This is a genomic window from Commensalibacter papalotli (ex Servin-Garciduenas et al. 2014) (genome assembly GCF_000527695.1).
Lineage (GTDB): Bacteria > Pseudomonadota > Alphaproteobacteria > Acetobacterales > Acetobacteraceae > Commensalibacter > Commensalibacter papalotli.
The window spans coordinates 835,978-850,659 of sequence record NZ_ATSX01000001.1 but is presented as its reverse complement, the minus strand read 5'-3'; the positions used below and the strand labels follow the sequence as shown (position 1 = coordinate 850,659).

14 protein-coding genes and 1 tRNA gene are annotated in these 14,682 nt (G+C 36.8%); 10 read left to right on the top strand and 5 right to left on the bottom strand.

Features of this window, described 5'->3' with window-relative positions:
• Window positions 1-9 precede the first annotated feature (9 nt).
• A complete protein-coding gene (locus tag COMX_RS03860; protein ID WP_034337195.1) occupies window positions 10-540 on the bottom strand; it encodes an HdeD family acid-resistance protein in 531 nt (176 codons plus the stop codon).
• A 230-nt stretch (window positions 541-770) separates the two neighbouring features.
• A complete protein-coding gene (locus COMX_RS03855) occupies window positions 771-2,021 on the bottom strand; it encodes a Hint domain-containing protein (RefSeq protein WP_051461846.1) in 1,251 nt (416 codons plus the stop codon).
• Between the two features lie 458 nt (window positions 2,022-2,479).
• On the opposite strand from COMX_RS03855, the gene rpsD reads away from it, so the two are divergent.
• The gene (gene rpsD / locus COMX_RS03850) at window positions 2,480-3,097 is read left to right on the top strand and encodes a 30S ribosomal protein S4 (protein WP_034337192.1); all 618 of its coding nucleotides are present in this window, start codon (window positions 2,480-2,482) and stop codon (window positions 3,095-3,097) included.
• An 89-nt stretch (window positions 3,098-3,186) separates the two neighbouring features.
• Window positions 3,187-4,734, top strand: coding sequence for a peptide chain release factor 3 (locus COMX_RS03845; RefSeq protein WP_034337190.1), 1,548 nt, complete (start codon window positions 3,187-3,189; stop codon window positions 4,732-4,734).
• Here the strand turns inward: COMX_RS03845 and COMX_RS03840 are convergent.
• Together COMX_RS03840 and COMX_RS03835 are read right to left on the bottom strand one after the other, a co-directional pair.
• Window positions 4,731-5,417 (bottom strand): NUDIX hydrolase, encoded by a 687-nt coding sequence (locus COMX_RS03840; RefSeq protein ID WP_034337189.1) that lies wholly within the window; start codon window positions 5,415-5,417, stop codon window positions 4,731-4,733. The genes COMX_RS03845 and COMX_RS03840 overlap by 4 nt on opposite strands.
• Before the next feature lie 34 nt (window positions 5,418-5,451).
• Window positions 5,452-5,525: transfer RNA gene (locus COMX_RS03835), tRNA-Gln, on the bottom strand.
• A gap of 180 nt (window positions 5,526-5,705) precedes the next feature.
• Here COMX_RS03835 and COMX_RS03830 point away from each other — a divergent pair.
• The 8 genes from COMX_RS03830 (at window position 5,706) to COMX_RS10600 (ending at window position 14,288) form a co-directional block, all read left to right on the top strand.
• Entirely contained in the window at window positions 5,706-6,716 is a 1,011-nt protein-coding gene (locus COMX_RS03830) for a Ppx/GppA phosphatase family protein (RefSeq protein ID WP_051461845.1), read from the top strand.
• 26 nt (window positions 6,717-6,742) lie between these two features.
• The gene (locus COMX_RS03825; protein ID WP_034337187.1) at window positions 6,743-7,465 is read left to right on the top strand and encodes an RlmE family RNA methyltransferase; all 723 of its coding nucleotides are present in this window, start codon (window positions 6,743-6,745) and stop codon (window positions 7,463-7,465) included.
• A 133-nt stretch (window positions 7,466-7,598) separates the two neighbouring features.
• Window positions 7,599-9,083, top strand: a complete 1,485-nt coding sequence (guaB, locus tag COMX_RS03820) for an IMP dehydrogenase (protein ID WP_034337185.1) — start codon at window positions 7,599-7,601, stop codon at window positions 9,081-9,083.
• A gap of 24 nt (window positions 9,084-9,107) precedes the next feature.
• Window positions 9,108-10,400: an RsmB/NOP family class I SAM-dependent RNA methyltransferase gene (locus COMX_RS03815; RefSeq protein ID WP_034337182.1), complete on the top strand. Its 1,293-nt coding sequence runs from the start codon at window positions 9,108-9,110 to the stop codon at window positions 10,398-10,400.
• 151 nt (window positions 10,401-10,551) lie between these two features.
• The gene (locus tag COMX_RS10610; protein ID WP_051461844.1) at window positions 10,552-10,962 is read left to right on the top strand and encodes a site-specific integrase; all 411 of its coding nucleotides are present in this window, start codon (window positions 10,552-10,554) and stop codon (window positions 10,960-10,962) included.
• 23 nt (window positions 10,963-10,985) lie between these two features.
• Window positions 10,986-12,749 carry a phage tail tip lysozyme gene (locus COMX_RS10605; protein ID WP_051461843.1) on the top strand — a complete coding sequence of 588 codons (1,764 nt, stop codon included), beginning with the start codon at window positions 10,986-10,988 and terminating at the stop codon, window positions 12,747-12,749.
• Window positions 12,749-13,747, top strand: coding sequence for a baseplate hub protein (locus tag COMX_RS03805; protein WP_034337180.1), 999 nt, complete (start codon window positions 12,749-12,751; stop codon window positions 13,745-13,747). The genes COMX_RS10605 and COMX_RS03805 overlap by 1 nt, the downstream gene beginning before the upstream one ends.
• On the top strand, window positions 13,737-14,288 hold the full coding sequence (locus COMX_RS10600) for a Gp138 family membrane-puncturing spike protein (RefSeq protein ID WP_051461842.1): 552 nt from the start codon (window positions 13,737-13,739) through the stop codon (window positions 14,286-14,288). Before COMX_RS03805 ends, COMX_RS10600 begins: the two co-directional genes overlap by 11 nt.
• Here COMX_RS10600 and COMX_RS03795 read toward each other — a convergent pair.
• A complete protein-coding gene (locus COMX_RS03795; RefSeq protein ID WP_034337178.1) occupies window positions 14,285-14,632 on the bottom strand; it encodes a hypothetical protein in 348 nt (115 codons plus the stop codon). The two genes, COMX_RS10600 and COMX_RS03795, sit on opposite strands and share 4 nt — an antisense overlap.
• Between the last annotated feature and the right edge of the window lie 50 nt (window positions 14,633-14,682).

Here is a 14,682-nt window from a genome sequence, read left to right as displayed (position 1 = left end):
TGCTATTATTTATTTGATCTTATTTTTTAAATTAAGACCCAGTTGTATCCAACCAGCACCAACAAAGATAAGATCAAAAGCAATCATAAAACCAATAAACCATAATCCACTGAGTGGTTGAATAAAGAGCATAACCCCTACGATAATACCCATAATACCACTAAACATTAAAAATCCCCAGCCGCCTGTTGATTTATGGTTTAATGCAATCATAATTCGCATGATACCGCCAAAACAAAAGCAAATAGCGAGAAATGTTGTAAGGACAAGAGATCCTAATACAGGTCCTTTGACAAGTAAGATCCCACCAACTAAATAGACAATCCCTGCAAGAGCGGAAAAAATAAACCCCTTCCAACCTTTAACGTAACAAGCATGAAATATCTGTGCAATGCCAGTAAGGATCAATACAACTCCCAAAGCAATAACAACAGCAATTGTTACGAGAACGGTATCGAGAAGTGCCAAGCATCCTAAAACAAGTGTAATAATACCCAAACCAATAAACCATTTCCACTTCTGTGCAAATAATTCGTCCATCAATAAACTCCTAATATATAATATCAATTGTTATTGATGCTATTCGTTTTGCCAATATTTTCCAAGTTATAATATTAAAAATAAAAACATCTATCTTTTGATTAAAGCAAAGAAGAGTTGCGAATTCACAAGGTAATTTATAAAAAAAATGCATCACAATTTTGGTAAATGTGATGCATTTAAATAAATTAATAATATAAAAATCAAGAAATTAATATTAATTATGCTATTTATTTTAATTCTTTATCCAACGATACATATGGACCACCTGCTACAACATGGACAACTAAAATATTAACACGTGGATCATCAGCATTATTATATTCTGTTCCTAATGGTAAATAAGCATTCCCATCTGTCCAGCGATATAGGTTACTTTCAATACCATGCCAACCTTTTAAGTTAGTTTGACTTAAATGTGCATCAATTGCTTTCATATTATTCTGGCTTAACAAAGTAATATTACCGATTAATACTCCTAAAGATCTTTTGTCGTCTACATATTGACCACCAATCGTATCATTTGGGCGACCAACATTAGAAATTAAGTGAATGTTTTCGATATCATTGGGGACAGCAAAGAGAAAACGATCTTTATTTTGCGCGTGAGAATAAATGATCTTTCCGCTTTCAGTTTGGATACATAATCGCGGATCTTTGTCCAATACAAGTGCATTCATTCTTTTTTTCAATCCTAATGTTTGAGCTCTATTTATAATTTGATTAAATAGTGGCTCAACCAAGTTACAGTCTGTAACTTGAGACGCACAACTATCTTTACTCCAGTTTTTCCCAACATTTTGTTGAGAAAATAGCACGACATTATTTTCAGGATCAATTAAGGTACGACGATTACCTACATTGAAATAACTCTCTGTTAACATTCCATCGGTATAAATTACTGAATTCTTATCGATTTCAACATGATAATAGCTATATTGAATATTCGAATAATTATAGAAAATATCGTAGTCATTGACTAACATGCGAGCAGGTACAAACTTATCATCAAAGAACAAATGATGTTCTGGAGTTATGAGTAAATCTTTGTATGGTATATTTCTTGCGATAGCATCTTTTGAAATTCGTAATGGATAACCAATCTTATCGTCAGATAGGTTCGGATTTACAACAACGTTTTGATATGCCACATTGTGGACGTCATTTTGGTTAACATCTTGTAAAATAATCGTATTCGATTTTCCAAGTGCTTTTCTTGAAAAATCATCAATAATATTTGATATATTAATGACTTTGGTTAGACTTTCGCAGCTTTTTGAACTTGTATTAACAAATCGTGCGTGATCATTAGTAGACAGGTTGGAACTAGTTCCATATCCGTACCAAATAACTGCAGAACCACCATTATTAATAGTGGCTATACCATTCAAATTATCATCATTATCTATTTCAAGGATGTCACCATCATTCACCGTTGTGTTGTAGACGTTTCCGTTACTTACATTACTCGTTGATGCCATCGTATAATCCTGTGAATTAAATATTTAATTAATGTCTATATAATGCACTTAATAACAATAAATTGTATTTCAATATAAAGAAGTATTTTTTTTATTGTTTATATTATTAAATACATTTATATATTTAATGTTTATTAACTTTTAATAAACATTATTAATATAGTATTAATAATGTTTGGTTTTTTAGTAATATTCTGTATTGTTCAATGATCAACAAAAATATATTACAATGATGATACAAATTCGTTTTTATTATTAACTGTTTGACTTTTTGAAGTAATCTTCGTATATAGCTTTCATTGCTGGGAAAGTGGTTTGTAGTTTTTACCAAGGTGTGTAGAGGTTAACTTGGTATATAAAATCATCGAACCCGTCCTTAGATAAGGAACTACCAGTACAAAAAATGTTAATATTGTTTGCCTCTGCAATATTAGATGTATAAGAAAGTCTTAATCGTTATGAGTAAACGTTTACAAAGTAAGTATAAAATTAACCGTCGTTTAGGCGTTAATTTATGGGGACGTGCAAAGTCACCTATTAACAAACGTGAATACGGTCCAGGTCAACATGGTCAACGCCGTCGTTCAAAGCCATCTGACTTTAGTGTTCAATTAATGGCAAAACAAAAGCTGAAAGGTTACTATGGTAACATCAGCGAAAAACAATTCCGTCGTTATTATGATGAGGCATCTCGCCGTAAAGGGGATACTTCAGAAAATTTGATCAATATTTTGGAACGCCGCCTAGACGCAGTTGTTTACCGTCTTAAATTCGCAGCAACACCATTCGCTGCACGTCAATTTATTAACCATGGACATATCTTGGTTAACGGTAAAAAAGTTAATATTCCTTCATATTCTTTAAAAGATAACGATGTTGTCGAAGTTAAAGAAAAATCAAAACAACTTGCGATCGTTCTTGATGCTGTTCAAAGCAAAGAGCGTGATACACCTGAATATTTGCAAGTTGATCATCGTCAAATGAAAGGCAGCTTTGTCCGTTCGCCTAAATTAAACGATGTTCCATATCCTGTGACAATGGAACCAAATCTAGTGATCGAGTTCTATTCTCGTTAATTATTCTTTGCTGTTATTGCAAGGTCGCCGAGCGGTATATATACGCTCGGCTTTTGTGTGTTTAAACCCCACTATTTTGAGTGCTTGTTATGTCAAATTCTGTTCAATCATTGGAAAAAGAAATTTCCCGTCGACGCACATTTGCGATTATTTCCCATCCTGATGCGGGTAAGACGACATTGACAGAGCGTATTTTGCATGCAGGTGGGGCTATTCAGATGGCCGGAAGTGTGCGTGCGAAACGTGAACAACGTCGCACGCGTTCTGACTGGATGAATATTGAAAAAGACCGTGGTATTTCGGTAGTAACCTCGGTTATGACATTTGAATATGGTGGGTGTATTTTTAATTTGCTCGATACCCCAGGCCATGAAGACTTCTCAGAAGATACATATCGAACCCTGACAGCGGTTGATGCTGCTGTGATGGTTATTGATGCCGCCAAAGGGATTGAGGCCAGAACGCGTAAGTTATTTGAAATTTGCCGCCTCAGGGATATTCCAATTGTGACCTTTATTAATAAAATGGATAGAGAAGCACAAGACCCATTTGATTTATTGCATGAAGTAGCTTCGGCATTGGCTTTGGAAACCACTCCATTGACTTGGCCAGTTGGCAGAGCTGCAAAATTCCTTGGGACATATGACCTGCGTAAAGATTCAATGCGTTTGAAAGAAGAGGTCGTGGATAACGATGAGCGCATTCTTCAAATGCAAGAAGAAGTTGAATTGGCTAAAGTAGGTTTGCCAGAGTTTAATCTTGATGATTTTAATGCAGGTTTTTTAACACCTGTATTTTTCGGAAGTGCGATTAAGGAGCTTGGTGTTGCTGATCTATTGGATGCATTAGCAGAGTTTGGCCCCAGCCCCAGAAATCAACCTAGTCAAGAACGTCAAGTAGCAGCGAATGAAGCGTCTATGACGGCTTTAGTCTTTAAAATTCAAGCGAATATGGATCCAAATCATCGTGACCGTATTGCTTTTGCACGTATTTGTTCAGGTCGACTCGAAAGAGGTATGAAATTGAAACATACCCGCACAGGCAAGACTTTCGCACTACATACACCACAATTTTTCTTTGCCAGAGACCGTCAGTTGGCTGAAGAAGCCTTCGCAGGGGATGTTGTTGGTATTCCTAATCACGGAACGCTTAGAATTGGCGACACATTAACAGAAGGTGAAGATTTGCAATTTACAGGTGTTCCATATTTTGCACCTGAAATATTACGTCGTGTAAATCTGAAGGACGCCATGAAAGCTAAAAAGCTAAAACAAGCGTTAACAGAATTAGCAGAAGAAGGCGTGGTGCAGTTATTTAAACCTCAAGATGGTTCAGCACCGATTGTTGGTGTGGTTGGGGTATTGCAGCTAGATGTTTTACAAACGCGTCTAAAACATGAATATGGTGTTGATATTACTTTTGATAATATTTCTTTTTCTCAAGCACGTTGGGTGCAAGGGGATAAGCTAACTATTGAGCGTTTTATCAATTCAAATCGCAGTGCAATTGCTGATGATATTGATGGCGATCCAGTTTTCTTGTCTACATCAGATTTTATGATGCAACGTGCAGTCGATGCTAATAAAGAATTATCTTTTCATGATATTAAACAAATTGGTATTGGGGTCACTTCTTAAAACCTCCAATTTTGTATTAAAAACTGTGTAGTCGGTAAAGTGTTTTCAGGTAATTCGGAATATTGTGAGCAACAAAGAATTTCATCATATTCTGGGTTATTATTTACTTGCCAAATAGTTTGTATTTGTTGAAATGATAATTTAGTTTCAAGTAAAATACCAATATCTATAATATGAGTATTAGTATGCTCAGTTGCAGAAATTATTCTTGGGTTTATTAAATTACTTTGATGTAACCCTAATTCTTCTTCGGCCTCGGCATAAAGTTGAGTATGCAGATCTACGTTATCTTTTCCTTCTCTAGATTCCACAGTACCTGCGGGTGGAGATTGCCAATATCCAGGCAAATAGACTGATTTAACAGTTCTTTTTCCTAATATAAAACCGTCTGGGCATTTGATTAAACCAATTACAGCAAGGGATCGTATTGATAGATCAGGATATAATTCTGGTTTTTCTGTTTGAGCTAAGACGTATCTATATTCTGTCCAATAACCTGTAATAGTTTCTGTGTTTAATTGCTCAATGTTGAAAACTCTTCCGTTAAAGAGGTTAGGGTATTGTTTTCTTTTATTATTCCAAATCGTATTTACTTCATTTTCAATGGAAGAGGAATATTTTTGGATATTAGAATTTATACTAATTTTTAAAGAAGAATTTAAACTAGTTGTATTCCACTGCATTTCACAAACCACCTTTTGAAATTAATGTGGATTTTGGCTGGGAGACCTGGATTCGAACCAGGGCTGATCGGGTCAGAGCCGATAGTTCTACCGCTAAACTATCTCCCAATAGATCAATTGCGCTTGAATGACTATCATTAAACTATATATAAAACAAGTATATTATGGCATATATTCCATAAATAGTGTAGAAGAAATAAATGGCTATTACTAAGCTTTGTATTCATTAAAATTGTCAATCAAGAGGTTTATCTTATAAGATTACTTTAAAAGATTGGAACGAGGGGCATGTTCGCAGCATTAGATTTAGGAACGAATAATTGTCGCCTTTTGATTGTTTCTTCAGGTCAAAGGGGGGTGCGGATTGTAGATAATTATAATCGTGTTGTTCGTCTGGGTGAGGGATTGTATGAAACAGGCTTGCTTAGCGAAGCTGCAATGGACCGAACGATGCAAGCCCTGCATCATTGTGCTGCACGTATTCATCGAAGAAAATCTTTTAATTTATATGCTGTGGCAACAGAAGCATGTAGACGCGCAAGTAATGCCCCCTTTTTTTTAAATCGTGTTCAAGAAGAAACAGGATTAAATATTAGTGTTATTTCCCCAAGAGAAGAAGTAGAGTTGGCTGTTACAGGATGTAGTACTTTTTTACACGATCGTGTGTTGCGTCGCAATAGAACTAAAACGTTACTATTTGATATTGGTGGGGGCTCTACCGAAGTTGCTTGGGTTCGTATTGATCCTGTGAGGCGTAAACAAACTTTAATTGGCTGTTGCAGCGTTCCTGTAGGTGTCATTACGCTAAGGGAGCAGTTTAAGCGTTTAACCCTAAATGAATATTATCAAATGGTAGATTTTGTTATCAGCAAAATTACTGAATTTGAACGTGTTCATCAAATTAGAGCAGAGATTTTACGTGAGCAAGTGCAATTTATTGGGGTGAGTGGAACCGTTACAGCTTTGGCTAGTATGATTTTGAAACAGCCTAAATATAGCAGGGCTGCAATTGATGGATTGATGTTAGAAACAACACAAGTCAAAGATATGATTCGTCATATCTTGGTCAGTAAATTTAATAAAATTTATGACTATGCGACGGTTAATCATAGTAAATTACATTATTTACTGCCTGGTTGTGCTATTTTCGAAGCTATTCACACAGTGTGGCCTGTGGAAGATATTGTTGTTGCTGATCGCGGTATACGTGATGGTATTATTGCAAAAATGTTGGATAATAAGTTAAATAAAGCTAATAAGCATAATTTTGATATTCTTCATTCTTTTGTAAAGAATTAAATTTTAAATTGATAAAGTAATCTATTATGGATGATAAAAATGCGAATGGAAGTTCGCCAAAGAAGAAAACTTCGCGTTTTGCAACCGCTGGGTTGACAGTAAAGTTAAAGAAAAGTCATGGACGTTCTACCTCACAACAAAGATGGTTAACCCGTCAGTTGAATGACCCATATGTTCGTGCAGCTCAACAACAAGGGTGGCGCTCTAGGGCGGCATTTAAACTTATTGAGTTAGATGAAAAGTTCAAATTCTTACGCCCAGGATTAAAAGTAATTGATCTGGGTGCTGCCCCTGGTGGATGGTCTCAGGTAGCAATATTTCGAAAAGCAACAAAAGTTGTTGGGATCGATTTATTGCATGTTGATCCTATTCCTGGCGCGGATATTATTCAGGGTGATTTTACAGACCCTGCAAATATGGATACTCTTATTGACATGTTGGGGGGTAAGGCTGACTTAGTTATGTCCGATATGGCACCTAATACAACTGGGCATTCAGCAACTGATCATATTCGTATTATTGATTTAACCGAAGATGCGTTGGCATTCGCTTTGGATATTTTAAACCCTCATGGGATTTTTATCGCCAAAGTATTCCAAGGAGGATCTGAAAAAGGAATGTTGGATAAGTTAAAACAAAATTTCAAAGTGGTTAAACACGCAAAACCACCAGCAAGCCGAAAAGAGTCCAAAGAGCTTTATGTTGTTGCAATTGGATTTAAAGGTAAGTCAGAAGAAAAAGAAGCGTAAAGAATTAAAACAACTTTTTACTCTTGTGAAACTTCACATTTAAGTGTATGAAGAATTGCCAATAGTTGGAACCCAAAAAATACGGGTTATCCCTTTTCTATATCGTTATTTAATCTCTATAAAGGGCAGCAAGATGGCAAATTCTTCTTTTCAAATCAAACAGATTCGTGAAGCACTGGCTTTCGATGATGTATTAATTATTCCTGCGCAATCTGATGTATTGCCCAGCCAAACGGATGTAAAAACGTTATTAACACGTTCTATCCCTTTAAATATTCCCTTGATTTCCTCTGCTATGGACACTGTAACAGAATATGCTATGGCGATTGCAATGGCACAAAATGGTGGTATTGGGGTTATTCATAAAAACTTGACCATTGAAGAACAGGCCAATCAAGTGCGCCAAGTAAAACGTTTTGAATCTGGTATGGTTGTTGATCCAGTTACCGTTCATCCTGATAATACGCTAGCACAAACTATTGAAATAATGAAGCAAAATCACATTAGTGGTTTGCCAGTGATTGAACGTAATACCAGTCGCTTAGTAGGTATTGTTACCCACAGAGACGTTCGTTTTGCGACAGACCCAAATCAACTTGTTTCTGAGTTGATGACGAAAGAAAACCTAATCACAGTCAAAGAAGGTGTAAAACCAGAGGCTGTTAAAAAGTTGCTTCATCAACATCGAATTGAAAAATTATTAGTTGTTGATACCCAAGATCGTTGTGTTGGTATTATTACCGTCAAAGATATGGAGAAATCTGTTGTATATCCTTTGGCAAATAAAGATCAATTTGGTCGTTTACGCTGTGCTGCGGCAACAGGTGTTGGCGAGGATGGCTATCAACGAGGAATTGCTTTGATTGATGCTGGAGTAGATGTGTTGGTAGTTGATACAGCACATGGACATTCATCTGGTGTATTAAAATCAATTGAAAGATTAAAAAAAGAACATTCAAATATCCAACTTATAGCAGGAAATATTGCTACACCTGAAGGGGCGAAAGCATTAATTGACGCTGGGGCTGATGCGGTTAAAGTTGGAATTGGACCAGGTTCGATTTGTACAACACGTGTGGTTGCCGGTGTTGGTGTTCCTCAGTTCACTGCTGTTATGGAAGTTGCTGAAGTTTGCCATAATGAAAATATTCCATTAATTGCTGATGGTGGTATTCGTACATCTGGCGATATTGTCAAAGCAATTGGTGCTGGGGCTGATGTGGTTATGGTTGGTTCTGTATTGGCAGGAACCGATGAAGCACCTGGTGAAGTATTTCTCTATCAAGGGCGTTCATACAAAGCATATCGTGGTATGGGTAGCCTTGGTGCAATGGCTAGAGGCTCTGCTGATCGTTATTTTCAACAAGATATTAAAGAGAGCCATAAGCTTGTTCCTGAGGGTATTGAAGGTCAAGTTCCTTACAAAGGCTCTGCCGAAGCTGTTATTCATCAACTTGTTGGTGGATTAAAAGCTGGCATGGGGTATACAGGAAATCCAAGCATTGATGCAATGAAGAAAAATGTTCAGTTCCGTAAAATTACTGGAGCTGGTTTAAGAGAGAGCCACGTTCATGATGTGACGATCACACGTGAAGCTCCGAACTATCGTCACAATTAATTAAAAGTAAATAAGTATCGAATTATGACACCTTCCGCTCAAATATCTGCGGTTATTGAACTGCTATTAACCATTCAAAACCAAAGGCACGCACCAGCTGATGCGACGGCTAATCGTTTTTTCAGACAACGCCGTTATATTGGCGGGGGGGATCGTCGATATGTTTCTGCTCAGATATGGGAAATCATGCGTCATCATCGTAAATTACAATGGTGGTTAAAACGTATTGGTAGCCAAATTAATCCAAGAATGATGGTTGCTACTTTTTTAATGCTATCTGGTAAAACTCTTAAAGAGGTTAATAATCTTTTTTCTGGCGAAAGATATGCCCCTTTATCTTTGACTCAAAATGAAGGATTGTTTTTACAATCCTTAGAAGGGCAAGAGCTTTTTTACAAAGAGATGCCAAAAGCTGTATTTTACGAGATTCCAGATTGGGTTTATCCATTGTTCCAACAACAATTTGGTGAAAATATTGATGCTGAACTTTCGGCATTGCTTGAACCAGCCTCTCTTGATTTGCGCGTTAATATTTTAAAAGAAGAACGTAATAATGCCAAAGAGATGTTAAAACAAGAGGGAATTTCTTCTGAGAAAATGCCTTTGTCTCCTTGGGGATTACGAGTTGAAGGAAGGCAATCTGTTACGTCTACTGATTTGTTCAAAAATGGCATCATTGAAATTCAAGATGAAGGTAGTCAATTGATTGCATTAATGACTGGGGTGACGTCTCAAATGCGTGTTTTGGATTTTTGTGCTGGTGCAGGCGGTAAAACCCTTGCTATGGCCATGATGATGCAAAATAAAGGGCAGATTATTGCCTCTGACGTTCATAATGTTCGTATTAATTCTGCTGAAAAGCGTTTTCGTCGTGCAGGTGTTTTTAATGTTCAAACACATTTATTTGCCGAGGGTGCAAAATGGATCAAAAGACGTGTTAAGACATTTGATCGTGTGCTTGTTGATGCACCGTGCAGTGGGACAGGAACATGGCGACGTAATCCTGATGCGCGTTTAAAATTCAAAGCGATTGATTTAGAAGAGCTCGTTGCAAAGCAAGCTGATATTTTAGATTCTGCTTCTAAAATGGTAAAAGAGGGCGGGCGTTTAATTTATGCAACTTGCTCACTTTTGCAAAAAGAAAATCAAGACCAAATAGAGTTTTTTTTAAAAGCTCATCCAGAGTTTAAATTGGTATGTCCAGACACACCCGAGAAATTATTACCTGATGAATTTTACAAAAATCCAAGCTTCCAATTAACGCCAGCACAATATAAAACTGATGGTTTTTTCTGTGCTGTTTTAGAGCGTTCCTAACTCACTGATTTTATTAAATTATATTTGAATTCAATCACTTAGATGTTATATTTTATAACATTTTATATTATTTTCATATATTTTTTAATATATTTTACACCAATTTACACCATGATATACTGCCTTATAGACTCGCATTTAAAGGTATATCATGGCAACCATCATTAAAAGAAACGGCTCTTATCGTGTTCAAGTAAGCCGTAAAGGGTTTCGTAAGTCTGCAACTTTTGATACTAAAGCTCAAGCTGAAATATGGGCTTATCAAATGGAGGCTATGATTTTAAATAATGAAAATCTTAATCAAGAGATTGTTGTTAGTGGTGTTCTAAGCGTTGTTGATGTATTCCAAAAATATAAAAATACTATATCTCCTGCCAAAAAAGGCTATAGAGAGGAAAGAAATCGCATCGATCAGTTGTGTGCAGACCCTACTTTTCTAATTCCGATTGAAAACTTAACGAATAAACATATGGCTTCATGGCGTGATAAGAGATTAACGCAAGTGCAACCATCCACTGTTAATCGTGAATTGATTTTGATATCAGAGCTATCATTAACATAGCAATAAAAGAATGGGGCGTTGAATTGCCTAACAATCCTATTCAAATGATACAACGACCTAAAAATCCAAAAGCTAGAGATAGGCGTATTTCAGAACAAGAGAAATTGCTTATTGTTAATCAGTTAAGTTGGGATATGAAAAGCTCTCCTAAGTCTTCCAGTCAATGGACAGCATTTGCTTTTTGTCTGGCTATTGAAACAGCCATGAGGAGAGGGGAATTATGCTGTTTTACTTGGGGTGATTTGCATTTAGATGAAGCTTATATTCATTTAGAAACAACAAAGAACGGTGATGAAAGAGATGTTCCGTTATCTTCTAAAGCAAAGGCAATGCCAGCAAACGCCAAACTTGATGCGGAAAGGCAAAAACTTAGAACAGCTTATGAAACGGCAGAAGCTAAAGCTATAGAAGCAATAACCCCTACCGCTATAGATTTTATGAAAGCATTGACAGGTTTTGTTTCAAATTATCCTAGTTTAGCAATGGCGACAACGGCCATTACTACGTTTGGGGGTTCCATTTTTGGTTTACTAACAATTTTAAAGTTATCAAAAGGGCTTTTACCAGGTGTGGGTATCGCTGCAACTAAAACGGCTCCTAAAAGTGGTTTAGGTTCTGCATTATGGCGTGGAGCCAAATGGGGTGGGAATAAAGTTTGGGATGGAACAAAATGGATTGCAGGGAAAGGCGTTGAAGCCAGTGAATGGGCAGAGCGTAATCCAAAAGCTATTGCAAAAGGTGGCGGTCGTTTAGCGGGTGTTGCTCCTATGGTTGCTTGGGATTTAACAGGTGGCAATATCACTGATGCACAATCAACCTCTATGTGGGATGGTATTTCACGTCGCGATAAAAATGGCCAGTGGAATAGAAATGGACGAGCAAGGAATATTGAACGCGAATTAAATGCCAGAGTATTGCAATCATCATGGAACAATAAATACTATGTTCAAACCAAAGGCGGGGTTTATGTTTATATTGACAGCCAGTTTTACGAGCCTATCGAACAGATTAAACGTCGTTTAGACAATAAACAAATTGATATACCTAATCAGCCAAGCACAAGTGTAGGCAAGACAATTGCTGATGCAATTATTCCGTCTGCCCGTGCTGGTGATCGGGTGCCTGTGATAAGAAGTGGCGGTGGCAAATTAAATTCATCTGCTGTTCAAAGTGCATTTAAAATCCTTACATCAAAAGATGAAAATGGCTCCTTTACTGACGAGCAGGCAAAAGGAATTATTGCTAACCTGATGGGTGAAAGTGGTAAAGGATTAAATCATCAAGCTATTGGAGATGGTGGCAAGGCTTTTGGAGTGGCTCAATGGCATTCTGATCGGCAAGCTAATTTTGAAAGAATATTTGGGCATGATATTCGTCAAAGCACACTTGAAGAACAGATTAAATTTTTAAAATGGGAAATGCAAAATACTGAAAAAGCTGCGGGTGATAAGATAAGAAAGGCTACGAATGCTAATCAAGCCACAATTGCATCTGTTGCTTATTATGAGAGGCCTAAAGATATACAAGGTCAATCAATTGAAAGAATGGGTCATATTGTACATGTGAATCGTGCTTTAAATCAGAATAAAGTAAATATATCCCCATATCAACGTCAAGCACAAATGAAGCAAGCACAGGCTAACAATACAACGCACAACATCAATAACAGTCCAACGGTAAACATCAACGTAACGAATGGCTCTGTAGAGAACGTTAAAAAGGCGGTTAAGCAAGCGGTGGGTTATCCAAGTGCTAGAAACTTTAATGGAATAAGTGGGATGAGTTAATGGGTGAAACAATATCTGTTGGCACAAAAGCCATCGCAAATGCTTTTATTCATCGTAAATTAAAATACAAATTTATCGGTGGAAAAAATCAGGCTGGTAAGAAGGTTTTTATCTCTAACAATAAAGATAACTCTCTAATGTTAGAACATTATCGGTCAGAGGTTAAAATAAATGCGTATGGTGGAAGTGTATTGGAACAAGCCACGATTACGATTTACAATATGCCAATAAACCTTGCCAATGTCATTTCAACAGTTGGTTTTTACAATAACGAGGCTTGGCAGACACAAACCCAAATTGAAGTTTACGCAACTACGGATAGCAGTACAGAAGAAAATCCCGTTTGGACTAAAATCTTTACTGGCAATATTATGGTTTCCTATGCAGATATGAATGCACAACCAAATGTTAATGTACGTATCGAAGCACAAACAATGGGCGGCACAAACTTGATGCCAGCCGATTCAATATCTTTCAAAGGAAAAGTCCAAGCCGAAGATGTGATAAAGGGCATCATCAATAAATATCAAAAAAGATATAGCGATACGCCAAATGGTCTTACCACAGTTAAAAATCTGGGTGTGACAGCTACGTTAAACAATCCAAATTACAGTGGCCCATTATTAAACCAATTACAAACTTGTGCGAATGATGCTGATTTTGAATATTCAATCAATGGGGGTATTCTATACATGTTTCCATCGGGTGGTGATGTTCAATTCTCACCACTTACCTTTTCGCCAGCCACAGGAATGATTGGATATCCAAGTTATTCAGGTAATGGAATAGTTATAAGAAGTCTATTTAAACCAACCTTAAAATGGGCGCAAAAGGTAAGAGTAAATACCAATGGCCAATTTAAGCCAGCAGATGGAATATGGCAGTATATGGTCTCAATGGAGCATGATTTATCTTGTGAAATGCCAGGAGGGCCTTGGTTTACAACAATAGAAATGGCTAATCAAAATACAAGAGGGGCAATGGGCGATGGCGGGTAAACGTTCTGTAAATTGTGAAGAAAATCTTATTAATACAAGGATTAAAGCACAAATAAAGAATATTAATACTGCCACGATTGTCAAAGTTCTGTCTGTTGATACGACAAGCAAAACAGTCAGAGTCCAACCAATGGTGCAGATGTCTGATTCAAAGAATCAATCCGTAGATCATGCAGAAATTAACGATATACCCTATACACGCTTACAAGGAGGCACTTATGGGATTATCTGCGACCCTGTTGTCGGTGATATTGGTTTGGTTGTATTTTGTTCTCGTGATATTTCCAACGTCAAAGAAAATAAAAAAGTAACGGCGCAAGCAAGTAAAAGAGCCTATTCTTTATCAGATGGTATTTATATTGCCTCTTTGTTATTGGACGAACCAACAACGTATTTAAAGATAGATGTTAATGGTGTGGAAATTAAAGGAAGGCTGACTGTATCGGATGATGTGATTATTGCTGGCAAGTCTTTTAATTCCCACGTACACGGAAAGGGGCATAATGGAGATAATACTACCGAGCCTGTTGGTAGTGTTTAATAATGACTTACTAAGCCCCCATTAAAATATAATTCACTTTGCCCATAAGGAATTGTAATATCATTTCTTTCTTTTTTGTTGCAGCGCATCCAAAAAGCACCTCTATTTGAATTGTACTGTAACCCTAAACACCAGCCTAATTTTTCAAGTTTCTTAAAATTATCTTCTCTTTGTTCGCATTCTTTTTGTTGTTCAAGTATTTGTTTCATATTGCCTTGAATGTTTTTACATACATGTGTTTTATCTTCTATCATTTTCATTAAACTAGGAGCATCATCACTTTGTCCATAAGCAACGGCTGGCAATCCAAAAGCTAACATACTAGCAAGCAATAATTTCTTCACAACGACTCTCCTTTTCCGAAACGATAGGGAAGTTTAGGAGCGTTGGCAAG